General features: G+C 73.6%; 21 protein-coding genes. 6 read left to right on the top strand and 15 right to left on the bottom strand.

The features are described from left to right. Positions 1-13: 13 nt before the first annotated feature. From CP967_RS04630 to CP967_RS04655, 7 genes are all read right to left on the bottom strand, one after another. Entirely contained in the window at positions 14-439 is a 426-nt protein-coding gene (locus CP967_RS04630; protein ID WP_150486707.1) for a phage tail protein, read from the bottom strand. A 56-nt stretch (positions 440-495) separates the two neighbouring features. Next, the gene (locus CP967_RS04635; protein WP_229888373.1) at positions 496-969 is read right to left on the bottom strand and encodes a hypothetical protein; all 474 of its coding nucleotides are present in this window, start codon (positions 967-969) and stop codon (positions 496-498) included. A 2,821-nt stretch (positions 970-3,790) separates the two neighbouring features. Next, entirely contained in the window at positions 3,791-3,949 is a 159-nt protein-coding gene (locus CP967_RS33850; RefSeq protein ID WP_167535327.1) for a DUF6760 family protein, read from the bottom strand. Then, positions 3,946-4,440, bottom strand: a complete 495-nt coding sequence (locus tag CP967_RS04640) for a hypothetical protein (protein WP_150486708.1) — start codon at positions 4,438-4,440, stop codon at positions 3,946-3,948. Before CP967_RS04640 ends, CP967_RS33850 begins: the two co-directional genes overlap by 4 nt. Beyond that, entirely contained in the window at positions 4,437-4,877 is a 441-nt protein-coding gene (locus CP967_RS04645) for a phage tail protein (protein ID WP_150486709.1), read from the bottom strand. The genes CP967_RS04640 and CP967_RS04645 overlap by 4 nt, the downstream gene beginning before the upstream one ends. A 58-nt stretch (positions 4,878-4,935) precedes the next feature. Beyond that, entirely contained in the window at positions 4,936-6,462 is a 1,527-nt protein-coding gene (locus CP967_RS04650; protein ID WP_150486710.1) for a phage tail sheath family protein, read from the bottom strand. 754 nt (positions 6,463-7,216) lie between these two features. Continuing rightward, entirely contained in the window at positions 7,217-8,539 is a 1,323-nt protein-coding gene (locus CP967_RS04655) for a COG1470 family protein (protein ID WP_150491703.1), read from the bottom strand. Between the two features lie 230 nt (positions 8,540-8,769). Between CP967_RS04655 and CP967_RS04660 the strand changes: the two genes are divergently transcribed. The 5 genes from CP967_RS04660 to CP967_RS04680 all read left to right on the top strand — a co-directional run bounded on the left by CP967_RS04660 (position 8,770) and on the right by CP967_RS04680 (position 16,292). Continuing rightward, on the top strand, positions 8,770-9,495 hold the full coding sequence (locus CP967_RS04660; protein WP_229888372.1) for a helix-turn-helix transcriptional regulator: 726 nt from the start codon (positions 8,770-8,772) through the stop codon (positions 9,493-9,495). A 335-nt stretch (positions 9,496-9,830) separates the two neighbouring features. Next, positions 9,831-13,037: a DUF11 domain-containing protein gene (locus tag CP967_RS04665; protein WP_229888371.1), complete on the top strand. Its 3,207-nt coding sequence runs from the start codon at positions 9,831-9,833 to the stop codon at positions 13,035-13,037. Continuing rightward, positions 13,034-13,741, top strand: a complete 708-nt coding sequence (locus tag CP967_RS04670) for a Pvc16 family protein (protein ID WP_150486711.1) — start codon at positions 13,034-13,036, stop codon at positions 13,739-13,741. The genes CP967_RS04665 and CP967_RS04670 overlap by 4 nt, the downstream gene beginning before the upstream one ends. Next, a complete protein-coding gene (locus CP967_RS04675; RefSeq protein ID WP_150486712.1) occupies positions 13,738-15,873 on the top strand; it encodes an ATP-binding protein in 2,136 nt (711 codons plus the stop codon). The genes CP967_RS04670 and CP967_RS04675 overlap by 4 nt, the downstream gene beginning before the upstream one ends. A 200-nt stretch (positions 15,874-16,073) precedes the next feature. Then, positions 16,074-16,292 (top strand): hypothetical protein, encoded by a 219-nt coding sequence (locus tag CP967_RS04680; RefSeq protein WP_150486713.1) that lies wholly within the window; start codon positions 16,074-16,076, stop codon positions 16,290-16,292. Between the two features lie 290 nt (positions 16,293-16,582). Here the strand turns inward: CP967_RS04680 and CP967_RS04685 are convergent, their stop codons facing one another. The 6 genes from CP967_RS04685 to CP967_RS04710 all read right to left on the bottom strand — a co-directional run bounded on the left by CP967_RS04685 (position 16,583) and on the right by CP967_RS04710 (position 22,763). Then, entirely contained in the window at positions 16,583-17,299 is a 717-nt protein-coding gene (locus CP967_RS04685) for a hypothetical protein (protein WP_229888370.1), read from the bottom strand. Positions 17,300-17,365: 66 nt separating this feature from the next. After that, positions 17,366-18,523 carry an ROK family glucokinase gene (locus CP967_RS04690; RefSeq protein WP_150486714.1) on the bottom strand — a complete coding sequence of 386 codons (1,158 nt, stop codon included), beginning with the start codon at positions 18,521-18,523 and terminating at the stop codon, positions 17,366-17,368. 132 nt (positions 18,524-18,655) lie between these two features. Continuing rightward, positions 18,656-19,519: an ATP-binding cassette domain-containing protein gene (locus tag CP967_RS04695; protein ID WP_150486715.1), complete on the bottom strand. Its 864-nt coding sequence runs from the start codon at positions 19,517-19,519 to the stop codon at positions 18,656-18,658. Continuing rightward, positions 19,516-20,568, bottom strand: coding sequence for an ABC transporter permease (locus CP967_RS04700; protein ID WP_150486716.1), 1,053 nt, complete (start codon positions 20,566-20,568; stop codon positions 19,516-19,518). Before CP967_RS04700 ends, CP967_RS04695 begins: the two co-directional genes overlap by 4 nt. Next, positions 20,565-21,578, bottom strand: a complete 1,014-nt coding sequence (locus CP967_RS04705; protein WP_444545660.1) for a substrate-binding domain-containing protein — start codon at positions 21,576-21,578, stop codon at positions 20,565-20,567. Before CP967_RS04705 ends, CP967_RS04700 begins: the two co-directional genes overlap by 4 nt. A gap of 423 nt (positions 21,579-22,001) precedes the next feature. Beyond that, positions 22,002-22,763 carry a GntR family transcriptional regulator gene (locus tag CP967_RS04710; RefSeq protein ID WP_150486717.1) on the bottom strand — a complete coding sequence of 254 codons (762 nt, stop codon included), beginning with the start codon at positions 22,761-22,763 and terminating at the stop codon, positions 22,002-22,004. Between the two features lie 93 nt (positions 22,764-22,856). Between CP967_RS04710 and CP967_RS04715 the strand changes: the two genes are divergently transcribed. Next, positions 22,857-23,861 (top strand): Gfo/Idh/MocA family protein, encoded by a 1,005-nt coding sequence (locus CP967_RS04715; RefSeq protein WP_150486718.1) that lies wholly within the window; start codon positions 22,857-22,859, stop codon positions 23,859-23,861. Positions 23,862-24,162: 301 nt separating this feature from the next. On the opposite strand, the gene CP967_RS04720 is transcribed toward CP967_RS04715, so the two are convergent. Beyond that, complete coding sequence (locus CP967_RS04720; protein WP_150486719.1) at positions 24,163-25,335, bottom strand: cytochrome P450 family protein; 1,173 nt, start codon at positions 25,333-25,335, stop codon at positions 24,163-24,165. Positions 25,336-25,540: 205 nt separating this feature from the next. After that, positions 25,541-25,834 carry a hypothetical protein gene (locus CP967_RS35185; protein ID WP_308436142.1) on the bottom strand — a complete coding sequence of 98 codons (294 nt, stop codon included), beginning with the start codon at positions 25,832-25,834 and terminating at the stop codon, positions 25,541-25,543. Between the last annotated feature and the right edge of the window lie 94 nt (positions 25,835-25,928).

Raw genomic sequence — 25,928 nt, forward strand, 5'->3', positions numbered from 1 at the left:
AATCGACGGCACATCAGGAAGGTGTCAGGCCCTCGTGAGCGATCTCCAGGGTCTCGATCGCCGCCTCGGAGTTGGCGGGGTCGAAGGACGGCCCCTGCCACCGCACCGGCACGATGCCCTGTACCTGCCAGCTGATGATCCGGCTGAGGTCCGGCCGGAGGGCGACGATCTCGCCGTCCTTGCGTTCCACCCGCTGGGTCGTCTCGTTCAGCCAGCGTGCGATCTTCAGCGTGTCGGCGGTGACCGGGCGGGTCAGTGTGATGTTGGTCCAGGTGATCCGTCCCGGCAGCTGCCAGGTGAAGCCGTTGTTGCCGCCTTCGGCGTACTGCTCCAGCTCCACCTCGGCGCCCAGACCCGAGCAGGTGTGGAAGGCCCCGAGGTCGCTCCCCCCGATGGCGAGGGTGAAGAACACGCTCGTCGCGAAGATGTTGTCCGTCATGTGCTTCTCTTCATTCTCTGCTGTCCGTGGGTTGCGTGGCGGGCGGGGCCGTGGCGTCAGCGGCGGCCGTCGTAGGGCCGCCCGGAACGCTCACGTCCTCTGCGCAGATCCGCCCGGATCAGCCTGCTCACCGGGTCGAGCAGGCGGCGGGCGAGGTCCTCGACGTCCACACCGGGGGCCTGCTCCGCGTGCGGCGTACCGGTGGTGGCCGGTCCGGTCCCGGCCGGTGTGCGGGCCGGCTTCGCCTGGGTGACCCGTACCGGGACCCCGGCGAGCCCGGCCTCGTTGACCGCCCGCTGGAGCGCCTGCGCGCGGGAGTCCGGGGTGCGCGGGTCCGGGGCGCGGTTCCGTGACGCGGTGGTGTGGGGCGTACGGCCCTGGGCGCCGTCGCCTCCCGGGTTCCCCCCCGCCCGGACGGGTGCGGGGCGGGGCGCGCGTACGGTCAGCCCGGGCGGCCCGCCGGGCAGGGTGCCGCCGCCCGGCGCGGGTCCGGTCGCGGTGGGGCCGGCGGATTCGGGCGCCACGGGCATCGAGAGGCGTTGTACGGGCACGGCGGCCGGACCCGGCCGCGTGGACGCGGGCGGGTGCGGGCGCACCACGGGGACCAGCCGCGCCGTGGAGGGGGCGCCCGTGGCACGGGGGGTGCCCGGGGTGGACCCCGGTGCGGAGGACGGGAGTCCGGGGGCGCGGGCGGCGGGAGGCCCGGCCGGTTCCGTCGCTGCCGGGCGGTGGCCGGACGGCGGGAGCGGCACGGCCGGGCCGGCCGCGCCGCGCGGGGCGCGCTGGACCATCCGCACGAGGGAGCGGACGGACGCACGACGGGGCCGGGCCGCCTCCGCGGGGCCGCCGCCGGTGCTCGCGGTACCCCCGGGGCTCACCCGGCTTCCGCGGTTCGCGGTGCTCGTGGCGGTTCCTGTACTTCGGTGGTCCGTGGTGCTTCTCGCGCTTCCGCGGTCCGTGGCACTTCCCGGGTGTGCCTGGCCGCCCGGGCTTCCGGTGCTGCCGGTGCGGGCGACGCCCGGTGCGGGGGCGACGGCCGGTGCGGGGGCGCCCGGCACGTCGCGTCGCGGCGGGGCGGATACGACGGGGTGGGCGTCGCGCCGGACGGCGGCCGGGCCGGGCGGCGTGCCCGGCACGTCCCGGCGTGCCCCGGTGCGTGCGCCGTCATGGCCGGGGCGCGGCGCGGCGGGTGCCTGCTGCGGGGCGTCCCGCCGCCAGGTCGCCGCCACGACCGGCCGGGCGGAGACAGCGGAGGCGGGGGCGGAGAAGCCCTCCGCCGACCCGGTACGCACGGTCAGCGACCGCCCGGACAGCAGGGCGCGCGACCGCTGCACCACCGGTGTCACCGGTCCGGAGCGGCTGATGGCACCGGCGGTTCCGGTGCCCGTGATGCCCGTGCCCGTCGTGCCCGTGGTGCCCGTACCCGCGGCACCGGCGTCCGGGGCCGGGGTACCGGTGGCGGGTCCTGGCGTCCGCGCGCCCGGCCCTCGCCCGCCGATGCGCCGTACACGTACCGGACCGGCCGGACCGGCCGGGGCCGGGGCGGCGGTCGCCGCCGGAGCGGACGGGCCGGTGGCGGACCCGGGCGTACGGGCGGTGTGCGCCGCGCGCTGGATGCCGGCCTGCTCCCGGAAGGGGGTGTCGGGCCGGACCGGAGAACGCACCGGCATACCGGGAGGCGCGGACACCGGCGGCGCGGGGCTCGGTGATACGGGGCTCGGTGACGCGGATGCCTGTGGCGCGCCGGCGGGTGTGCCGCCGGGGTTCGGGCCGGTGGTCGCGGGGCGGGTGCGGCGGGGGTCGCCGAGCAGGGGGGCACCGTTCCCGGTCGCCGCGGTCGGCGGGAGCGAGGGCAGGGGCGCGCCGATCCCGCCCCGGGCGCGGGCCTGCGCGTCCGGTGCTCCGGGCCGGACGGCGGGTGTGCGGTGCGCCGGGGTGTGGCCGTCGCCCGCAGGCGGGTGCGGGGGCCGGGGTGAAGCCGGTGCCGGCTGGACGGACGCCGGAGCTCCGGGCGTGCCCGTCCGCGCGGCCGGCCCGGGGGGCGGGGTGGTGCCGGAAGCCGGCTGCTGACGGGTCGTCCGGTGCCGTTCCGGCGGCTTCGGACCCGCTGCCGTGGGCCTTGCGGGCCCGGCCTGTCCGGGTCGTCCGGCCTGTGCGGGTCCGGTGGTTGAGGGCCCTGCCGCCGGGGAGGGGGCAGCCGGGGAGGAGGCGGTGTCCGGTGTCTGCCGCTGCACGACGGGCAGGCCCGCCGCTCCGGACGGTGCGCCCTTCCCCGGGCCCGCCGGGTTCGCCGGGCCGCCGGGGGTCAGGGGTACCGCGCCGGGAGGCAGGTGCCGCATGGGTTTGCCCAGAGCGGGGCGTGCGGGCGGTGCGGAGAGCAGGCCGGCGGAGCGGTCCGGCGGGGTCGCCGGGCCCGGCTCCCCGGAGGCGGTCCGGCCCCCCTCCGTACGCCGTACGTCCGTGCCGCCCCTGCCGTCGCCGGTACTCGCGGCGGGCACGGGTGCGGGTGCCGGGGGCGGAGCGGACGGTGCGATGCCGGAAAGGCTCCGCAGGACCGTCACCGGCCGGCGGGCGACGGTCAGGGGCGGCGCGGTGCGCCGGGGGCGGACGGCGGCCGGCCGTGCCCGCGGCACCCCGGTCGCCGCCTGCCCGCTGTCTTCGGTGGTCCGGGCCGCCGTGGTGCCGGAGGGTTCCGGCGCCTGTGCGGGTCCCGGGCCCTGGGCGGGGGCCGGTGCGGACGGGGCGGCGGCCCCGTCCGGGCGGGGCCGCCGGGCCACCGGGGTGAGCCCGGCGGAGTCCCTGGGCGGTGTGCCGGCCGGCCGTCGGCCGGGCGCGGCCGGCCGGTCCGGGGCGGCGGACGGCGGGTCCTGGAGCTGTTCCGTGCCCCCGCCCGCGGCACGCAGGAGCAGGGGGCCGCCGGGAGAGGCGGAGCGGGCGGCGCCCGGCCGCGCCACACCGTGGATGAGGCCGACCGGTGCGGTGGGCATGACGGCATGGCCGAGTTCTCCGCCGAAGGAGACGTTCTGCCAGGAGGCGAGCTGGGACCGGAAACGCAGTCCGTCGCTGACCCCGATCGAGGAGCGGGCGATCGTCACGACCGGCGGCGCGACCCGCCGCCAGCCGCCGTCCCAGGCGGTGTCCGGGCCGGCCGGGCGGGCGCCGTCGTTCCCGGCCGCCGCTGGCGGACCGTTGTCGGCCGCCGATGACGGACCGTTCCCGGTACCGCCCTCGGCCGTGGCCGGGGCGGGCACGCCGGCCGGCCTCCGGTCTCCCCTGCGGAACCAGTCCCTGAACTCCACGCCTTCACCCGCTCTCGTCGACGCGGGCCCACCCGCTTCCGTTCACGCGGGTTCACCCGCTCTCGTTCACCCGGGTGTTGATCCGCGCGATCTCCCTCACCCACTCCTGCCGCTCACCATGGGTGAGGTCGAGGATGTCCTCACGCTGCCAGTGGAAGTGGTAGGCGATGTACGCGAGCTCCTCCCGCAGCCGGGAAGGCGCGTACGTCACGATTCCCCCAGGCGTTCACCCGAGAGGTCCACCTCGAACGACCCGTGGCACAGCGGACATGTCACCGCGGCGTGGGTGTGGCCCTCGCTGTTGATGCGGCGATAGAAGTCCTGGAGGAACGCCACGTCCGTGGCGTACATCCGCTCGACGACCCCGGCGTGCACATCGGTGACGGTACCCAGCCGGGTGATCACCTGGCTGAGCAGCACCACGCTGAGGTACGCCGGGTTCTCCTTCACCCGCAGGTCGATCTGCGGACGCAGTTCGTCCCGCGCGGTGGCGAGCCGCATCGATCCGCGCCGGTGCACCTGCCCCTCGTCGTCGACGTAACCGCGCGGGAGCTCGAACTCGAACTCCGTACGCAGTCCCTGCCGTTCCGCCTCCCGGACGGGCGGCGGCGCGGGGGCGTCCTCGCGTGGGGCGGGCGCGGCGGCGGCGAGGCTGTCGAGGACCTCTTCGAGCCCGCCGCCGGTAACGGTCCTGCGCCTCATTCGACCACGATCTCCTCGAAGGTGATGGTGACCGTCTCCGTGGCCGCGCTGGACTCACCGGCCTTCAGCGAGGGGCCCTCCCACTTGCTGGCCCATCCCTGCATCAGCTGGATGCGCCGGACCGTCGCACCGGTCGAGTCCTTGATCTCGATCGTGAGGTTCTGGCGGGCGGTGTCGACGGCGCCGTTGTTGAGCGTCTCCTTGATCCATTTGGTGAACTCGCTGCTCTTGTCGAGCCCGCGGGTGATCGTCACCTCGCCGGCCTGGCGTGCGCCGGGCTGCTTGCGGATGATCTGCTTGCCCTCGGCGGTCACCTGCCGGACCTCGACGACTTCTTCCTCGACGGTCAGCCCGCTGATCTCCTGGATCGACTCCACGAGATAGCCGCCGAGCTGTACGCCGAAGACGTGGGTGGAAAGAGCGTCGCCCTCTGCCATGACTCTGTGTCACCTGTTCCGTTCGTTGCCTGCTGGTTCGGTCCTCGACGAGGACGGGTCACTCGTCGACGAGGCTGGTGCTGTCGGAGAACTGCGAGAGGCGGAAGATGACGAACTCCGCGGGCTTCACCGGGGCGACACCGATCTCGCACACGACCTGGCCGAGGTCGATGGACTCCTGGGGGTTGTTGTCACGGTCGCACTTGACGTAGAACGCCTCCTCCGCCGTCCGGCCGAAGAGCGCGCCCCGGCGCCATTCCTCGGTGAGGAAGGCGGTGACGTTGCGCCGGATGCTCGACCAGAGGCGGTCGTCGTTCGGCTCGAAGACGACCCACTGGGTGCCCAGGAGGATGGACTCCTCCAGGTAGTTGAAGAGGCGGCGTACGTTGAGGTAGCGCCAGGCCGGGTCGGACGAGAGGGTCCGCGCGCCCCAGATGCGGATGCCCCTGCCGGGGAAGGCGCGGACGCAGTTGACGCCGATCGGGTTGAGCAGGTCCTGCTCGCCCTTGCTCAGGCGGAGTTCGAGGTCCAGGGCGCCGCGGATGACCTCGTTGGCGGGCGCCTTGTGCACCCCGCGCTCGCCGTCGCTGCGCGCCCAGACCCCCGCGACGTGACCGCTCGGCGGCATGAGGGTCTGGTGGCCGGTCGCCGGGTCGAGGACCTTGAGCCACGGGTAGTACACGGTCGCGTAGCGCGAGTCGTACCCGGCGTCCTCGTTGCGCCAGGTGCGGACGCGCTGGGCGTTCATCCCCGGCGGGGTGTCCAGGACGGCGACCCGGTCGCCCATCTGCTCGCAGTGCGCGATCACGGCCAGCTGTACGGCGCGCACGCCCTCGGCGTCGATGTCCCCGCGCCGGTGGGCGCTCATCAGGTCCGGGACGGCGACCATGGTGATCTCGTCGATCGCCTCCAGGGCGGCGACGCCGGTGCGGGCCGACGCGTCACCGACGTACTCGCTCGGGCCGGTCCGGGCGGTGGTGCCGGGGTCCTGGGCGGCGGGCGCGAGCGAGAGGCTCTGCTTCTCGGGGCGGGTCTGCGCCGCGCCGGGCTGCTCGGTGACCTCGATGAGCTTGGACTGGCGGGCCTGGGTGACCAGGTAGCCCTTGACGTTCTTGCGTACGGAGGTGTCGTACGTCTCCACGACCTTGCCGCCCTGCCGCACCAGCAGGCGGAACCGGTCCTCCGGGGGGTTCTCGCCCTCGGAGTCGGTGACCTCGACGGAAAGGCCGTCACCGGTGCCCGGGCGGGCCGAGATCAGGAAGCCGCCGAGGGCGACGGACGGGGCCGACGCCGGGGCGGAGCCCTGCGGGGCGTCCTCGGCCGGGCCGCCGATACGCACGATGTAGGCCGCGCCGCCACCGTTGCTGAAGTAGCCGTGGACGGCGAGCGTCAGATAGGTGTCGGGGGTGAAGGTACCGAAGGTCGATACGTACTGGTCCCAGCTCGTCACCAGCGTCGGGCGGTGGAAGGGGCCGGTCTCCGCGAACCCGACGAAGGCTGCGACCGCGGTGCCGACTCCCTCGATGGGCCGTGCTCCGGACTGCACCTCCTCCACGTATACACCTGGGGTGAGGTACGACGGCATGCTCGCTCCTTCGGCTGGTCAGTCGTTCGCCTGTTCAGTCTTGCCTGCGGGTGTCCGCCGGCAGTAGGACTCAAAGTCCTGGGCACGGGGCAGGATGACTGCCTTTCCGGGCACCCGTCCCGCCCGCCGGCCCCTCCCCGGGTGCGCCGTCCGGGTCCTGGGCCCGCGCCGCGCGCGGGGGTGTGCCGGCCCCCGGGCGCTCGGCCGGATGTACGGCCGGGGCGGGGCCGGTAGTGCCGCGCGGGCGGGGTGCCGGTGGGAGCGGAGCCGCCGGGCGCCTCTTCGTCCCGGGACTCCGGCGCCCACGGAAATCACCGCGTACGGACACCGGGCACGCCCCCGAACCGGAATGCACCGGAATGACCCGCCGTGAACCGCTGCCCACCCCACCGGTACAGGGGCGAATTCCGGCCAGAATCGGGCCGGACCGGGAGAGCGCATCGGCCGGATTCCCACGGTCGTCGCGCAGCCGTGGAGGCCCCGCCCTCTCCTTCCGCCTCCCGCGGACGGCGAACCGTCATGGTCCGGGCGGATCCCTCCCCCGTGGAATGCCCGTGGAGAAACGGGTGTTCACCGGTCGGCGGGCCGTTTTCGGGATTCCGGAACCCGGCCGTCCCGGTGTGTGGAGAAACACACACCGGCCGAGCACCGGGGAGGGGGTTTCCGCTGGTGGGGACCCCGTTTGTTCACACCCCCGGAACCGACGGAAAGGAATCCGGCGCTATCGTTCGTCAGGATTGCTCGCGCGACGTCCTCAGGGCGCGATGTCGCTCAGCACACCACTGACATTGAGTACTTGATGGCATCCGGAGGCCTGAGTTCCGGTCGCCGGAGTCCCGGGTTTGGAACAGGTCACCGAAGCGGTGACCGTGGCGTTCTCCGGTATCTGGATGGGGGTGACCCAGTGGTAGTCCTGGTTGCGGAACGTCTCCAGCGCGATGGTGGTGATCTTCCGCTCACCGAAGGAGATGGTCAACACCCCTTCGTCGCCCTGGAAGTTCGCCACCACGATGTCGGTGACGCCGAACACCTTCCCCTGCGGAACCTTGTATGCCTTGTCCCTCGTGGCTCCGGCGTTCGTCTGCACGTCGATGGTCTGCGAGCTCTGTTCGGGGTTGATGCCGCCGAATCCACCCGTCGAGCCGGAACCGCCGGTGCCGGCACCGCCGTTGCCGGTCGCCCCCGCACCGGGAGCCGTCCCCTGGCCCTGCCCCTGCTCCTGCCCGCCGGCCGGGCTTCCGGTGCCGCCGTCCGTCGCCCCGGCCTGCTGCCGCTCCTGCTCCGCCTGCTTCTCCTGCTGTTCCTGCGCGGCCTCGACGGCCTCCTCCGCGGTGCTGCGCACCGCGGGCCGTACCAGGGTGAACCACGCCAGCAGCAGGGCGAGCAGAGCCGCCAGGACGATCAGCAGCCACTTGGGCAGCAGGGGGATCTGCGCGAACTCCCCGGGCAGGGGCTCCGGCCCGCCGGGCCGTTCGTCCTCGGTGCCGGTGTCGGTGCCCGTGCTCTCCGCGACCTTGACCTCGAACGGCCAGGAGGCGGGCTCGCCGAACCAGATCAGCTTCCGGGCCCGCACCCGCAGACCCGTCTCGGCGGACTCACCCGGCTGCAGGCTCAGGCGTTCCGGCGTGAAGGCGAGACGGAGCTCCTCGCCCTCCTGCTTCCCGGTGAACACCACGTCGACGGGGGTGTTGCCCTGGTTCTGCACCGCGACCCGGAACCGGGCACCGAGCCAGCCCCGGCGCCGGCCGGGCTCCAGCTTCGTCCGGAGTTCGTGGAAGGGCTCGACGATCACGGTCGTCTCGGGGACGGAGACCGATTCGGGGTGCTCCACGGGCAGCACACGTACGCCCAGGGGCACTTCTCCGGCCTTGACCTCAGGGGACCGGGGCGGCGCGAGCCGCACCGTCACGGTCTCGGAGGTGCCGGGGTAGAGGGAGACCCGCGCAGGTTCCACCGTGGCCCACGCCGCACAGTCGCCGATCACTTCGAAGGTGTACGCCTCGACGATGTCACCGTCGTTGCGCACGGTCAGCGTGGTCGTCGCTTCGGCACCGGGCGACACCGTCACCGTGGGCATGTCGAGTTCGGCAGATGTGGTCACGATGCGACGTTAGGCCGCGCCGCCGGACCGGGAGGAGAGGCGGGAGGGCAACGTGCAGGCAGGGACGGTGCCCTGGCGGCACACCCGCGCGGTGCCCTCCCGCCCCACCCCCGGGCCCGCTCCCCCTGCGCCGGCCGGGGCCGGGCGAGCGGGACGGCAGACGTGACGGGCACGGGCGGAAGCAGTTGAGGAAGACGAGCACACAAATGACCATGACCATGACAGATATGACGAAGCCGGCGGCGCCGGACCACAGCCGGTCGGCGGCGCCGCAGCGCCCCGCGGAGGGCGCGCCTCCCCGGCCCCCGGCGGGAAGGGTCTCCGTGGCGGTGTACGCGGAGGACCTGATCCTGCGGACCGGCATGGTGCACCAGTTGCGCCCACGGCCCGAGATAGAGCTGATACAGGATCAGGAGGCCGACCGCGCACAGGTCTCCCTGGTGGTGGTGGACGTGGTGAACGAACCCACCGTCCAGCTCCTGCACCGCCTTCAGCGCAACAACTCCACCCGCACCGGGCTCGTCGTCGGCTTCTTCGAGCCGGGCGCGCTCCAGACCCTGATCGAGTGCGGTGTCGCCGCCGTACTGAGGCGCGGGGAGGCCGATCAGGACCGTCTCGTCCATCTGGTCACGGCGATAGCGAAGGGCGAGGGGGTGCTGCCGGGCGATCTGCTCGGGAAGCTCCTCGACCACGTCAGCAGTCTTCACCGCACGGTGCTGGACCCCCGGGGGCTGTCGCTCTCCACCCTCACCCCGCGGGAGGCGGAGATGCTCAGGCTAGTGTCGGAGGGCTACGGCACCGCGGAGATCGCGCAGAAGACGTCGTACTCCGAACGGACCGTCAAGAACGTGCTCCACGAGGTGGCGACGCGGCTGGAACTGCGCAACCGGGCCCACGCGGTGGGGTACGCCATGCGCCACGGCCTCATCTGAGAAGCCGCCGCCCGGCGCGCCCCGCCGTGTGCGGGAGGGCCCGTGAGGGCAACTCCCGTTGCCCTCACGGTGATTCCCGGTCCGCGGTACGGGCCCGCCCGGCCCGGTCCGGGCGGTGCCCCCGGGCCCTGCCCGGGCCGGGAACGGCCGGCGGCACGTACGCCGCCGCCGCGGGGCGCCCCTCGGGCCGCACCCGGCCGGGCCGGGTGCGGCGGCCGGCAGCCGCAAAGGGCATCCGTGCCTTCCCCGCTCCGGGTACTCCGGGCCCTGTCCATGCCACCCGGCAGCCATGATGCTTGAGGTGGAGAGCTGTCAACCAGACTGTGAGGTGGACCGTGAGCGGTCCTGCTGGCCCGGCGAGGCATACCCGGCTGCGCCGGCTGAGCGGTGTCGTGGTGCTGCTGACACCGCTGCTGGTGGCGGGTTCGGTGTCGGTCCCGCAGGCGGTGCCCGCGGCCGTCGCGGCCTCGGACGAGGCACTGGCGGACACCGGGCGCATCGCCTTCGCCGGCTCGGGGCACCGCAGCCTCGGGCGTGCGGCCTCCGCGGACGCCACCGAGGACCTGTTCGGCTCCGGCCCGGCGCACTACGACCAGGACGCCTCCGGCCGCGGTGACGTGCTGGTCTTCACCAGCCTCCGCGACTCGGCGCGTCCCCAGGTGTACCTGCGCGGCGCGGACGGCACCGTACGCAAACTGACCTCGGACCGGGACGCCGCGCACCCCGAACTCTCCCCGGACGGGAAGACCGTGGTGTTCGACTCCGCCGAACCGGGGCCGGGGGGATCGGTCCAGCGTGACCTCTGGTCGGTCGACGTGGGCGATTCCAGTCTGCGGCGGCTGACGGACACGGACACGGACGAGACCTCCCCGACGTTCTCCCCGGACGGCGAACGGATCGCGTACGCGGGTGACGCGGGGCCGGGCAACGGCCTGCGGATCCTCGAACGGAAGCTGTCCGGCGGGCCGGTGACCCGGGTCAGCGACGTCCTGGAGGGCGACGCGACCGAACCCGTGTGGAACCCGGTGGCCGACGGCACCCGCCGTTCCTCCATCGTGTACACCCTGCGGGTGGAGCCCGAATCGGAGACCGACACCGGGCACCGGCTGCGGATCACCGAGGGTGCCGGGACCGACCGCCCCCTGCTGACCGGCACCGCCGCCGGCTGGGGCACCCGCTCGGCCGCCTGGACACCGGACGGGAACGGGCTGGTCTTCCTCAGCCCCAACACCGGCTGCACATGCTCCCACTACGACCATGTCTACCGGATCCGCTCCCTCGACGACCCGAAGCCGGAGGCGGTGCTCTCCGAGGACCGTCTGGTCGATACGCCCGCCTGGCTGGGCCCGGCGGACGGAGGGACGCTGGTCGTCACCCGCAGGACCACCGCCGAACCGGACATCGTCACGCTCCAGGACATGCGGCCGGACGGGTCGGACCCCCGGGACCTCCGGCTCGACGTGCTGCGCGAGGACCCGCGCGCCTGGTCCAACACCAGTTACGACCCGGCAGTCGATCCGCTGTTCCACCCGGAGAAGGGCTTCGACCCCTGGACCGAGCGGCAGACCTACACCCCGGACGGCCGGCGCATCGCCGTGACCCGCTTCGAGGACCTGGACGGCGAGCGCGTCCAGCGGATCTGGCTGGCCGACGCCGACGGGAGGAAGGCGGCGCCGATGCCCCTGGCGGGGCGCGGCGCCCGGGACCGGGACACCGATCCCTCGTTCTCGCCGGACGGCACCAAGCTGGCGTTCACCCGGGTCTCGCCCGGCAGCGGCGAGGGGGTGTGGACGAGCAAGGTGATCGTCGCCGACGTCGCCACGGGCAGGATCCTCGGGGAAGTGGAGCCGCCCCGGGGGGAGGTGGCGGGCAGCGACGCCCAGCCGGCCTGGTCGGCCGACGGCACCGTGCTCGCCTTCACCCGCAACCAGGTGATCCGGGGCCTCGGCGGGATCAAGCACGTCTGGACCGCACCGGTGAACGACCTCGACGACCAGGAGGACCTCAGCGCCTTCGGCTGCCCCGGCGAGTGCAAGGTGATCGACGACAGTCCCGCCTTCTCCCCCGACGGTTCCGCGATCGCCTTCAACCGCAAGGACCGTGCCGACCAGATCAACCACCGGGCGAGCGTCGTCGTCATCGCCCCGGACGGCACCGGCTGCCGGGTCGTGCTGCCCTCGCAGCGGCGTAGCGACGCCGGCGCGTGCCGGGAGCAGATCCCGGACGTCGAGGCGACCGGCCCCTATCAGCCGCGTGACGTGGCCTGGTCCCCGGACGCTAAGCGGCTGGTGTTCACCTCCCGCCGGGACGTCGCGGCGAACTCCCCGGAGCAGCTGTCCGAACTGGACCTCGCCACGGGCGCCGTGACCGAGCTGAGCGCACGGCTGCCGGGCCGTCAGAAGGAGCCCGCCTTCCAGCAGTCCGTCGACCTGAAGCTGACCGCGCCGGCCACCGGGCCGCAGGTGGACACCGGGTCCTCGGTGACGGTGACCGTCACCGTCACCAACCGGGGCCCCGCCTCCTCCCCCGGCACCACGTTCGTCGCCGACCCCCCGCCCGGCGTACGGCTGGAGGAGCTCACCACCACCGCCGGTTCGTGTGCCGCAGGTTCGCCCAGCTGTGACCTGAAGGTGCTCGCCCCCGGGAAGAAGGTGGAGATCACCGCACGGCTGACGGGCGTGGCGAGGGGCCCCTGGCGGACGGGCTGGTCGGTCACGGGGACCGTGGTCGACGCGAACCCCACGGACAACGCGTCCGGAACGGTCGTGCCGGTCCAGGAGACCCCGCGGCAGCCCGTCCCGTCGCCCTCACCTCCCGTCACCCCCGCGCCGCCGTCCTCCCCGCCGGCCGCCGAGCCGCCGCCCGTCGAGCCGCCCGCGCCGCTGCCGCCCGCGCCCGAGGCGGGCCCCGGGGTCGTCGTACGGGCACAGCCCAGCCCCGGGTACGTCGGCGGCCGGGTCGTGGTGACGTACACCGTGCGCAACGGTGAGAACGCCCTCGCCACCGGTCTGCGGCTGCGGCTCGGGCTGCCGTCCGGGATCCCGGTGACCACGCTCCCGGCGGGCTGCACGGCCGGGGTGTGCACCCTGTCCGATCTGGAGCCGGGGGCCTCCACGGTCCTGCGGGTGGTGCTCGCCCCGAAGCGGGCGACGCAGGCCAGGATCACCGGGACGCTGACCACGACCGGTACCGACGCCGACCGCGGTGACAACGTCTCCCGGATCCCGCTGCGCATCCTCCAGCCCCGGATCGTCTCGGTACCGGAGGTCGGTGAGCCGGGGTTCGTCACCTCGGTGCGGGGCAAGGACTTCCCGCCCGGGGCCCCGGTGGAGCTCACCTGGAAGCCCGGGATCACGGCGACCGCGCCGCCGGCCCGGCCGGGCCGCGACGGGACGTTCATCGCCCAGCTGCTGATCCTGATGAAGGACCAGACGGGACCGCGCACCATCACCGCTTCGGGGCCCGGGTTCAGCCCGGTCACCACACCGTTCCTGGTGGTCAGCGGCACCGTCGTCCCGCCGGACGAGATGGGGCGCAGGTGATCCACGAGGTCGACGAGGGCCTGCGGCTGCTGCTGGTGGACGCCGGCCTCCAGGGGAGCGGGGTGGACCTGGTCTTCGACGCCCCGACGAAGGACTGGTCCGCCCGGCGCAACGCGCCCACCGTCAGCGTCTTCCTCTACGACATCCGTGAGGACGCGGCCCGGCGCCGCACCGGCACGAGCGAGGAGTACGACGAGCAGGGCGTAATGACGGGCCGGCGGACGCCTCCGCGCTGGTTCGAGCTGTCGTACCTGGTGACCGCCTGGACCAACCGCCCGCAGGACGAGCACCGCCTGCTGTCCGAGGTGCTGCGCTCCCTGATACGCACGGACGCCCTGCCGGGCCGGATGCTCACGGGGAGCCTGGGCGAGCTGGGGCTGACCGTGGAGATCGAGGTGGCGGCCGCGGGCTCGGCCGGCCGGCCGTCCACCCTGGACGTGTGGTCCGCGCTCGGCGGTGAGCTGAAGGCCGCGATCGACCTGCGGGTGTGGGCGCCGCTGTCCGGCGAGCTGACGCCCACCGGTCCGCCGGTCACCGAAGGCCTGCTGGTGCGGACGGCGACCGCACGGGACGGCGAGATGACCGGACCGGGACGGCGGTTGCGGTACGAAGGGGCCTCGGACCCCGGGGAGCAGGGTTTCGCCGCCGGACGTGAGCGCCGTCTGCCTCCCGGCCGGCGCAGGCGCGGAGGTACGGTCCGATGACCACGGCACAGCACGGTCCCGCCGCTCCGGAGCGGACCGGTGCCGCACCGACGGCCGTGGAGGAACTCTGGGAGCGGCTCGGCCGCGTCGAGCTCCGGGTACGGCACGCGGTCGCCCTCCGCCGGGAGGCGGACCCGGAACCGGACGATCCGTACCGGGGGCAGTACCTCACCCCGGCCGCGGCCGAGCGGATCCTGGAGTCCCGTGACGCCTTCCTCCCCGTCCCGGACCACGGCCCCGGTCCGGGTGCCCCGCAGCCCCTCCCGGCCGGCGGACGGATCGCCCGGCTCGCGGAGAACTTCGGGCTGACCCCACTGGACGTCGAGCTCCTGCTGGTCGCGACGGCCCCGGACATCGACGCGCGGTTCGAGCGGCTGTACGGCTACCTCAACGACGACCTCACCCGTCGCCGGGCGACCGTGGGTCTGGCCCTCGAACTGTGCGGGCTGCCCGCCGCCGGCTCCGGGCGCTTCCGCTTCACACCGTCGGCCCCGCTGGTCGCGTCCGGTCTGCTGGAGGTGGTGGAGGCCGGACGCCCGCCGCTCTCCCGGGTGCTGCGCGTCCCGGACCGGGTCACCGCGTACCTGCTCGGGGACGACGGGACGGACGGGCGGCTGCACGGGCTGGTCCGGGCGGCCGGGCCGCAGGAGGAACCGGACCCGTGTCCGGAGAGCCTGCGGATCGCGGCTGCGCTGGGCACGGGCAGCGGGCTGGTGCATCTGCTGGACCGGGGCGGGGACCCGGGCCGGCTCGCCGTCGACGCGCTCCTCCTGGCCGGCCGGCGGCCACTGGTGGTGGACGCCGCGGCCCTGGCGGCCTCCCCCGAACCGGCCGTGGCCGCCCGGATCCTGGCGACCGAGGCGCGGCTGACCGGCGGCGGGCTGGTGCTCGGGCCGCTCGAAGCGCTCGCCCCCGAGCGGCCCGAGGGCGCCCGGCTGCTCGGCCGTCTCTGCGAGGCGGCCGGCGGCTCCCCCCTGGTCGCGTACGGCAAGAAGGCATGGGACCCGCTGTGGGCGGCCGAGAGCCCGGTGACCCTCCCGGCACCGCCGCCCGATCCGGCGGTCTCGGCGCGGCGGTGGCGCCTGGCGCTCGCCGAGGCCGGCGCCGGGGACGGCCTCGCCGCCGGGACGGCGGCGGCCGAGGAGCGGCTCGTCGAGGCGATCCGCCCCTACCGGCTGGACTCGGGCCAGATCCGCCGGGCCGCCGCCGTCGCCTCCCGGCTGGCCGTGCTGGAGGGGCGGCCGGTGGAGGCGCGGGACCTGCGTACGGCGGTACGGGCGCAGAACGGGGCGGGGCTCGCGCGGCTCGCCCGCCGCATCGAGCCCACGGTCGGCTGGGACGACCTCGTACTGCCTCCGGCGACCCGTGACCAGCTGTCCGACCTGGCCCTGCGCGCACGCCACCGCGAGCAGGTGCTCGGCCGGTGGCGGATGCGGCCGGGCGGGGGCCGGGGCCGGGGGATCGTCGCCCTGTTCGCCGGGGAGTCCGGCACCGGGAAGACGATGTCGGCGGAGGTGGTCGCGGCGGATCTGGGCATGGAGCTCTACGTCGTGGACCTGTCCTCCGTGGTGGACAAGTACATCGGTGAGACGGAGAAGAACCTGGAGAGGATCTTCGTCGAGGCGTCCGACGTCAACGCGGTTCTGCTGTTCGACGAGGCGGACGCCGTCTTCGGGAAGCGCTCGCAGGTCAAGGACGCGCACGACCGGCACGCCAACGTGGAGTCGGCGTATCTGCTCCAGCGGATCGAGTCCTTCGACGGCATCGCCGTGCTCACCACCAACCTGCGGGCCAACCTCGACGAGGCGTTCACCCGCCGCCTCGACGTGGTGGCCGACTTCCCCGTGCCGGACGAGCAGCAGCGTCTGGCCCTGTGGGAACGCTGTCTGGGCACGGAGATCCCCCGGGCCGCGGATCTCGACCTGAAGACCTGCGCGGAGCGCTTCGAGCTCACCGGCGGGTCCATCCGGGCCTGTGCGGTCACCGCCGCCTACCAGGCGGCGGAGTCGGGCCGCCCCCTCGGGACGGAGCAGCTGGTCTCGGCCGTCCTCGCCGAGTACCGCAAACTCGGACGGCTGGTCCTGGACAGCGAGTTCGGCCCGTGGCTGGAGCGTGCGCGGCGCGGGGACTGACGGTCCCCCGCCCGGGCCCGCGCGGCGGGGGCGTCTCCACCGGACCATGGGCCGTTTTCGGACAGTTGTGGGCAGGTGGCCGGGACGGGGCACACGGGCGGTCTTCCACCTCATAAACTTCTACACACGTGTAGATATTCAACGCGTGCGGACGTCCGGTGCGTGGACGACCGCTTCCGTGAACCTCCGAGAGGACCGCTGTGGCTTCGATCGACCTGGACAAGGTGCTGGACAAGGCGTGGGCCGACAAGGAACTGGCGGAGATCCTCGCCGCTCCGGTCTCGGCGCTGAAGGGCGTGTCCGACAAGGACGGTGAGCATCTCCAGCAGGCGTTCGGCGTCAGGACGGTCGCGGACCTGGCCGGGCTGAAGTACGTGCGCTGGGCACAGGCCCTGGCCGCGCTCGACACCACCGCGTAACCACCCCCGGCCGCCGCCCGTCCGCCACCACCGGCCGTGCGGCGGCCTTCGCCGGTCACCGGGCGCCGCCCTCGTCGCGGCCGCCGGCGAGCGGCCACGGCCGGCCCTTTCACGATTCGGCCGGGGAGCACCGCCGGGCCGCGCCCGCCCAGGAACCCGCCGTGCTCCAGGACGTCCTGCGCGAACTCGCCGGCGCCCTGCCGTGAGACGGCCCCGGCACCCGGGGCCGGGAGCCGCCTCCGGGCCCCCTCCCTGCGCCCAGGGGCTCCGCCCGTCGGCCGGGGGCTCCGTCAGGGGGCTGCCGAGGAGACGACGTACACGACGGGGGCCGCCGGGTCAGTCATGTTGACCGTGATGTCCTGGGTGGGGCGCGGGTCCTTGTTCCGGTGGACCGTGCCGGCCCAGTCGACACCCGGCCCGAAGACCCATCCGGTGATCTTGATGTCCCGCTCGCTGATGGTGACCTTGCCGGTCTCCAGGGCTGCCCGGCCCGTCCCGACGCCGCTCAGGAACCGGTCGAGGCCGGCCGAGGTCGTACGGAACTTCAGGTACATCCGGCTGACTTTCCAGTTGTTCGTCTCGTAGTACTGGACGCCGACCGCGTTGCCCGGCACCGGCAGTTCGAAGATCCGCCGCTGCATCCCGGAGGGCCAGTCCTCGCGGAGCCCCTGGGCCGCGGCCTCCGCCTCCTTGTCCATGCCGGAGCGGCGGCTCTGGCCCGCGGAGATCGCCAGGTAGCCCGCCGGGATGCCGATGAGCAGCACGATGATGGTGAGGGTGATCAGCCGCCGCCGGATCACCCGCCGCCGGTCCTGCGGCGGAGTGCTGTCGCCGCCGCCCGAGGGGCCGCCCGGCCCGCCGCCGGAGGAACCGCCCGACGAGCCGCCCGAGGGTCCCCCCGCGAAGGGCCCGTCACCGGGGTCCGAGGGGCGCTCGTGGGAGTCTTCCGGGGTGCCGGGGTGCGGTGTCTGGCGCGGCACGACGTCGTGCCCGGCTGCGGCGGTCATGGCTGGTTACCCCTCGGAGCTGCGGTGCGGTGTGCGATGGCCGGGTGGTCGGGTGGTCGGGCCGGTTCAGTCGGCGGTACGGGTGCCGCGGATGGTGTTCGCGGCCTGGTCGTAGATCTGGGCGTAGCGCTCGTACCGTTCGACACGGCGGCGGTTGGTCCGGCGGAACCTGCGGGCGACCAGCCGCGCCAGGTCAGCGGCGCCGACCATGCCGGCCTCGGGGCCGAGCTGGGCCTTGGCGATCCGGGCCTCGGGGCGGTAGCCGCGGCCGGTGAGCTGGCGCTTGAAGGCGTCGCGGGCCGGGCCGATGAGCAGGTCGTCGGCGGCGCTGACGCCACCGCCGATGACGAAGCAGGAGGGGTCCAGCGCCGCGGCGAGGTTGGCGATGCCGACGCCGAGCCACTGGCCGATGTCCTGGAGGAGTTCGACGCACATCGCGTCGCCCTCGCGCGCCAGCTCGGTGATCAGCGGGCCCGTGATGTCGGGGATGTTGCCCTTGACCCGCTCGATGATGCCGTGCGCGACCGGTGAGTCGGCGGCGGCCAGCTCCTTGGCCTCGCGTACCAGGGCGTTGCCCGAGCTGTACTGCTCCCAGCAGCCTCGGTTCCCGCACGGACAGCGGTGCCCGCCGGGCACCACCTGCATATGGCCGAACTCGCCGGCGACACCGTACTTGCCCCGCTTGACGTGCCCGTCCTCCAGGATCGCGCCGCCGATGCCGGTACCCAGCGTGATCATGACCAGGTGGTCCTCGCCGCGGCCGGCGCCGAAGCGCCACTCCGCCCAGGCCGCCGTGTTGGCGTCGTTGTCGACCATGACGGGGACGACGAGGCGGGATGCGAGGGCGTCCCGCAGGGGTTCGTCGCGCCAGGCCAGGTGCGGGGCGAACAGCACCTTGGAACGGTCGGCGTCCACCCAGCCCGCCGCGCCGATGCCGACGGCGTGGACGTCGTGCCGGTCGGAGAGGTCCAGGACCAGTTCGACGATGGTGTCCTCGACGACCTTGGGACTCTTGGACTTGTCCGGCGTCTCGGTGCGCAGGGTCTCCAGGATGTTGCCGTCTGCGTCGACGACTCCTGCCATCACCTTCGTCCCGCCGATGTCGATGCCGACGGTGGGGACGCGTGGGGCGGTGAGGTGGGAGCGCCGCTCCCTCGTACCGACGGTCCGCAGGACGGTGGCGCGGGCTGAGCCGCGGTGGGTGAAGTCGCGGTACGTGCTCATCGTCCCTGCGGCAGATCGGGGGGCCGGGAGGTGTTCCTCCGGCGGCGGACGGCGCCCGCCGTGCTCGATTCTGCCATTCCCGCGCCCCCGGGTCCGGTGGACCGGCCAGGGGGCGCGGTGGAGGAGGGCGGTCTACGGGGTGTCGTCGCCCGCCGTCCGGCCGCCGAGGAGGTCCGGCCCGGGGGACCGTTCCAGCTCGTGGCTGAGCTCCTCCAGCTCGCTGCCGCCCGCCATCTGGCGGGTCAGTTCGTCCAGCGTGACGCTGTCCTTGGTGTGGGCGGCGGACATCGCCCCGCGCTTGAGGAGGACGAAGCGGTCGCCGACGAGATAGGCGTGGTGCGGGTTGTGCGTGATGAGGACCACTCCGAGACCGGCGTCCCGGGCGGCCGCGACGTACTTCAGCACCACTCCGGACTGCTTGACGCCGAGTGCCGCCGTCGGCTCGTCCAGGACGAGGACCTTCGCCCCGAAGTGGACGGCTCGGGCGATGGCCACGCACTGGCGCTCGCCGCCGGACAGGGTTCCGATCGGCTGGTCGACGTCGCGCAGGTCGATGCCCATGCGCAGCAGTGCGGAGCGGGTGGTCTCCCGCATCGCCGCCACGTCGAGGCGCTTGAACGGGCCCTTGCCCTTCGTCGGCTCGGAGCCGAGGAAGAAGTTGCGCCAGACCGGCATCAGCGGGACGACGGCCAGGTCCTGGTAGACCGTGGCGATGCCCCGGTCCAGGGCGTCACGCGGGTTGGCGAGGTGGGTGTCCTCACCCTCGATCCGGAAGGTGCCGGCGTCGTGCCGGTGCAGACCCGAGATGATCTTGATGAGGGTGGACTTGCCCGCGCCGTTGTCGCCGAGGACGCAGGAGATCTCACCGGCGTGGACCTCCAGCGACACGTCCTGCAGGGCCTTGACGTTCCCGTAGTACTTGCTGACGTGGTCGAGTTCGACGAGTGCCCGGTGGCTGTCCGGGTCCTGGGTGGCCCGGGCCTCGGTGGCCGTCATGTCGTCGCCTCCGCGCGCTTGCGCACCCATGCGTTGAGCAGGGTGGCCAGGAGCAGCATCGCTCCCAGGAAGAATTTGAACCAGTCCGGGTTCCACTCCGCGTAGACGATGCCCTTGCTGGTCATGCCGAAGATGATCGCGCCGACGGCGGAGCCGATCGCGGAGCCGTAGCCGCCGGTGATCAGGCAGCCGCCGATGACGGCCGCGATGATGTAGATCAGCTCGTTGCCGACGCCCTCGCCGGACTGCACCACGTCGTACGAGAACAGCAGGTGCTGCCCGGAGACCCAGGCGGCGAAGGCCACCCCGAGGTAGAGCCCGATCTTGGTGCGGACGACCGGGACGCCGACCGCGCGGGCGGCGTCGGCCTCGCCGCCGACGGCGAAGATCCAGTTGCCGAAGCGGGTGCGGAGCAGGATCCAGGTGGCGAGCGCGACCAGGCCGATCCACCACAGGATGGTGACCTTCAGTTCGACGCCGCCGATGGTGAGGTAGGAGGCGAAGAGCTTGCGGGCGGAGGCGAAGCCCTCCATGTCACCGATGCCCTTGGTCGACACGGTGCCGCTGATCAGCTTGGTGAGGCCCAGGTTCAGCCCGATCAGCATCAGATAGGTGCCGAGCGTGATGATGAAGCTGGGCAGTTTCGTCCGGGTCAGCATGAAGCCGTTGAAGGCCCCGAAGGCCAGGGTGACCAGAAGCGACACGAAGACGCCGACCCAGACGTTGGCGGTCATCTGGTAGCTGAACATCGAGGAGACCAGCGCGGAGCTGGTCACCATCACACCGGCGGACAGGTCGAACTCGCCGCCGATCATCAGCAGCGCCACCGGGGCGGCCATGATCCCGATCGTGGAGGCCGCGTAGAGCACGGTGCCGAGGCTGGACATCCGCAGGAAGCTGTCGGCGACGACCGCGAAGAACAGGAAGACCGCCACGGCCCCGACGACCGAACCGAGCTCGGGGCGGCCGAGCAGCCTGCGCAGTGGTGAGGTGCGCAGCAGCCGTTCGTCGGCCCGGTCCGGGGCCGTGGCGGAGCCGGGCGCCGTCATCGGGTGCCCCGCTTCGTGTACTCGGCGAGTTCGTCGGCGTCGTCGGCGGTGATGATCTGCGGGCCGGTCAGGACGGGCCGGCCGCCGCCCAGCACGTTCTGGTTGTAGCGGTGGAGCCAGAGCAGGTCGACGGCCTCGTACCCCTGGAGGAAGGGCTGCTGGTCGACGGCGAAGCCGAGTGTCCTGTCCGAGAGGCCGGCGGCGACGCTCGCGTTGAGGTCGAAGGTGTCGATCTCGGCGTCGCTGCCGGAGGTCTTCTTGGCCTTGACGGCCGCGGCGGCGAACGGGGCGCCCAGGGTGACGACCGCGTCGATGCTCTTGTCGGAGTCCAGCTTGGCTTCGATGGACGCCTGGACGTCGGGCATGTTGGTGCCGTCGACGTACAGGTTCTGCATGGTGCCGTCGAAGGTCTTCTTCGCTCCGGCGCAGCGCTGCTCGTGGCCGACGTTGCCCTGTTCGTGCAGGATGCAGAGGGCCTTCTTACGGCCCCGGGCGTCCAGCTCGTCGCCGACGGCCTCACCGGCGATGGACTCGTCCTGGCCGATGTGGGTGAGCGCGCCGAACTCCGCGGACTCGGCCGAGCCGGAGTTCACCGTGACCACGGGGATGCCCGCCTTGACGGCCTTGGCGACCACGGCCTTCATCGAGTCGGGCTTGGCCAGCGACACGATCAGGCCGTCGACCTTCTTGTCGATCGCGGTCTGGACGAGCTCGGCCTGCTGCTGGCCCTCGTCGTTGTGGGAGTAGAGGAAGTTGATGTTGTCCTTGCGGGCGGCCTCCTCGGCGCCCTCCTGGACGATGTCCCAGAAGGTGTCGCCGTCTCCCGAATGGGTGACCATGGCGAACGTCCAGCGGGGCGTGGTCACCGCGGACCGGCCCTCGGCCGCCTCCCGTGCCGCGCGTTCTTCCGCCCGCTTGCCGCCGGTGCTGCTGCATCCCGCGAGGGACGCCCCCAGCACCGCTGCGAGCACGGCGCCCATCACGCGTACCCCTGTCCGAACCCTTGCCACGACGCCGTGCCCTTCTTGTGCTGCTCGCTGTACTGCCTGGTCGGCCGGATGGCGCTGAGCCCCGGCCCGGCCGCCCAAGTATCCCCGAGTCCGGCCCGGTGCTGCCCGGCAGGGGCGCGGCGGCGGTCCGGCGCCCTTGCCGGGCGGCCGGTCGCCGGGCCGCGCGGACACGGTTTCCGGGGCCGCACGGGCCCCGTCGGCCGGGGCGGCGGACGTGCGGTTGCAGGAGTTCTAGCCTCCCCTCATGTCCGCGTCAACACTTTGTCCGTACATCCTTACGTGACGCGGCTCTCCGGCCGCGGCGGCCCGGGGCTCCGGGCCGAAGGGGGCGTCCGGCCCGCGGTGTCCGGGCTCCCCTTGTGCCCGGAATCCTTTTCCGCCCGGAGCCCTCTTCCGCCCGGAGTGCCCTTCCGTCCCGAGTTCTCAGGGGCGGGCCAGCAGCTGGAACTCGAAGGCGTACCGCGAGGCGCGGTAGACGTGGGAGCCGAATTCGACGGCCCGGCCGCCGTCGTCGAAGGTGGTCCGCTCCATGGTCAGCAGCGGGGCCCCGGCGGGCTCGGCGAGCAGTGCGGCCTCCTCCCCGGTGGCCGTGCGGGCGCCGACGGCCTGGCGGGCGCTGTGCAGGGTGAGGCCCGAGGCGCGCATCATCCGGTAGAGCCCGGTCGCCTCCAGGGCCACCGTGCCGAGGTCCAGCAGTCCGGGGGGCAGGTGGTTGCGCAGGAGGGCCATGGGCTCCCCGTGGGCGTAGCGCAGCCGCTCGACGAGATGCACCTCGCTACCCGCGGCGACGTGGAGGGCGGCGGCCACCTCCGCGCTCGCCGGCTCGACCGTGTTGCGCAGGACGCGGGTCTCGGGCCGCCGGTCCGCCGCGTCCAGGTCGTCGTAGAGGCTGCTCAGCTCCAGCGGCCGCCGGATGCGGCTGTGGACGACCTGCGTCCCGACCCCGCGGCGGCGCACCATGAGGCCCTTGTCGACAAGTGACTGGATCGCCTGGCGGACGGTCGGCCGGGACAGCCCGAGGCGCGCGGCGAGCTCCAGTTCGTTGCCGAGGAGGCTGCCGGGGGCGAGGCGGCCCTGTTCGATGGCCGCCTGGAGCTGCTGGGCCAGCTGGTGGTAGAGCGGTACGGGGCTGGTGCGGTCCACACCCAGCCCCAGGGTGGCCAAGTCGGCGGTGGGTTTCGGCACGGACGGGAGCGTACCGCGTGGAGCGGAGCCGTACCCGGCCATTTGTCAGGACATATAGTTGACAGGGCAGCGGGCGGGCGGCACGTTGAGTCCATGCGCATCGGACTCATCGGCACCGGCCGGATCGGTTCCTTCCACGCGGACGTCCTGGGACGTCATCCGGGCGTCGGCGCACTGGTGGTGACGGACCCCGACACCGACCGGGCGGAACGCGTCGCGAAGCTGACCGGTGCGACGGCCGTCGCCTCGGTCCCGGACGTCCTGGCCTCGGGGGTGGACGCCGTGGTCATCGCCTCGGCCACCGCCGCGCACGCGGAGCTCATCGCCAGGGCGGCGCGGGCGGGACTCCCGGCGTTCTGCGAGAAACCGATCGCCCTGGACCTGCCGGGCACCCTGGCCGCGCTGGCCGAGGTCGAGCGGGCGGGCAGCGTGCTCCAGCTGGGGTTCATGCGCCGGTTCGACGCGGGTTACCGCGCGGCGCGCGCCGCCGTACGCGACGGCCGGCTGGGGCGGCTGCACACCGTGCGGGCGGTGACGTCCGACCCCGCTCCCCCGCCGGCCGGTTATCTCCCGCTCTCCGGGGGGCTGTTCAGGGACTGCCTGGTACACGACTTCGACGTGCTGCGCTGGGTGACGGGCCGTGAGGTGGAGGAGGTGTACGCCACCGGGTCCGACGCCGGGCTGCCGGCCTTCCGGGACGCGGGTGACGTGGCGACGGCGGCGGCTCTGCTGACCCTGGACGACGGCACCGTGGTGACGGCGACGGCCGGCCGGTGCAACGGCGCGGGATACGACGTGCGGATGGAACTGGCGGGTGATCTGGGGCAGGTGACGGTCGGTCTCGACCACCGTACGCCGCTCACCTCGGCGGAGCCGCAGGGCCCGCCGGCCCCCGCCGCGCCGTGGCCGGGCTTCCTGGAGCGCTTCGGCCCGGCCTACGAGGCGGAACTGGACGCCTTCGTCCGGGTGGTGCGCGGTGAGCTGGCCAACCCCTGCGACGGGCGGGAGGCCCTTCAGGCACTGCGGATCGCGGAGGCCTGCGAGCGCTCCCGCCGGGAGCGCCGGCCCGTGCGGCTGGCCGAGGTCCCCGGGGGCTGACGCGGGGCCGGCACCGAAGGCCGGTGCGGGGCCGGGCCCGGGGGCCGGGACCAGACCCCGGGGCCACGGTCCCCGGGACCGGGCGGTGGCGCGCCGTCAGCCGGCGCGGGCCGGCGGCACGGCCACCGGGCCACCGGGCCACCGGGCCACCGGGCCACCGGGCCACCGGGCACAGGATCTCGGTGGCCTCGGCGTCCCCGGACCGGGTGGGCCTCGCGCCGTGCAGCTCGCCGAACGGCCGGTCCGCCGGCACCTGCCGGGCGTTCTCCAGAATGGGTTCCGCCCTGTCCGCCTTCCTGTCTCACCACCGGACGGGCAGCCGCCGCACTCCTCTGATCAGCAGGCCCGGCAGCCAGTCCGGTGCCCCGCCGTCCGGGTCGTACCTCAGCCCGGGGCAGCGTTCCAGCAGGGCCCTGATCGCGATGCGCCCTTCCATCCGGGCCAGGGGGGCGCCCAGGCAGAAGTGCGCCCCGTGGCCGAACGCCAGGTGCCCTCGCGGATCCCGCCGGATGTCGAAGGTGTCCGGATCCGGGTAGCGGCCCGCGTCGCGGTCGCCGGATCCGAGGGCCACCAGGACCGCGTCGCCCCTGCCGATGGTCACGTCGCCGATCGTCACCTCTTCCCGGGCGAAGCGGAACGTGGCGGTCTCCACCGGGCCGTCGTAGCGGAGCATCTCCTCGACGGCCCCGTCGATCAGCTCCGGTTCGGCCTTCAGCAGGGCGAGCTGGTCGGGGTGGTCCAGCAGCGCGCGCACCCCGTTGGATATGAGGTTCACGGTCGTCTCGTGGCCGGCCACCAGCAACAGGAAGGCCATGCCGACGAGTTCGTCGGACGACAGCCCGCCGCCCTCCTCGTCCCGCGCCTGGATCAGCGCGCTCATCAGGTCGTCGCCGGGCGAGCGGCGCTTCTCCTCGATGAGTTCGGTGAGATAGGCGCCCATGGCGTGGACGGCGTCGCTCTCCGCCTCGGGCGATTCGGGGGCGACGATCGCGTTGGACAGCTTCCGGAACGCGTCCCGGTCCACACCGGGCACGCCGATGAGTTCGCAGATCACCGTCATCGGGAGCGGGAACGCCAGGGCGTCGACGAGGTCGGCGCCGCCCGTGGGGCCCATCGCGTCGAGGAGTCCGCCGGTGATCTCCTCGACGCGCGGCCGCATCGCCTCGATCCGCCGGGCGGTGAACTCCCCGGCCACGAGCCTGCGGAGCCGGGTGTGGTGCGGCGCGTCCAGCTCCAGCATGTTGGCGTTGATCGGGCTGTCCGACGCCGCCCAGTTGTCGGAGGTGCGCCACTCCTTGCTCAACCGCTGGTCGGCGAGGGCCGCGCGGGCCTCCTCGTAGCCGACGACCAGCCAGATCCGCTCGAAGTCGTCGGTGCGGATGGCGTGCACCGGCCCTTCGGCACGCATCTTCGCGTAGTACGGATACGGATTCGCCGTGAAGTCCTTCACCCCACGCAGATCGACCACGGACATCGGTCCGCCCCCTTCCGGTCTGATGCCGTCACCTTCCGGCCCGGCTCCGGTCAGCCTAAGGGCTGTCCCGTAATCCCTGGCGGGCGCGCGACGACAGTCACGGCACCTCGCGGCGTTGTCGGAACATCCGCATACATCCAGTATGCGAACGTCCCTCCGCCTTGCGATGCACCGCGCCTGACGTCGCACGCTGATCCACCACGGATTACGGGACAGCCCTTAGGACGCCGGGTGATCCGGCGTCGTCGTCCGGAAGGCCGGTGCCACGCGCCGGCAGTGCGATCCGGACACGGCCGTGGAGGCCGGGGCGGGTGGGGGTCCGGGGGGCGTACGCCTCGACGGTGGCGGCGCCCGGGTGGAGCGAGGCGGCGGTCCCCGCGTCGGGGCCGCCCCGCCCGGCGGCCGCGGCCGCCTCCCGCTCGTACTCCGCGAGCTGCGCGAACCGTTGCCGGGCGCGGGCCGGGCGGTCGTCGGGGGCGCTGCCCGCGGCGTGGGCCATGAGGCGGCGGACGACCGCTGGGGGAAGGACCGGTCCGCCGGACGCGACCCGCCGGACGGCCTCCACGATCCGGGCGGGCGGGGTGTCTTTCAGG

This window comes from Streptomyces nitrosporeus (genome assembly GCF_008704555.1).
GTDB classification, from domain to species: domain Bacteria; phylum Actinomycetota; class Actinomycetes; order Streptomycetales; family Streptomycetaceae; genus Streptomyces; species Streptomyces nitrosporeus.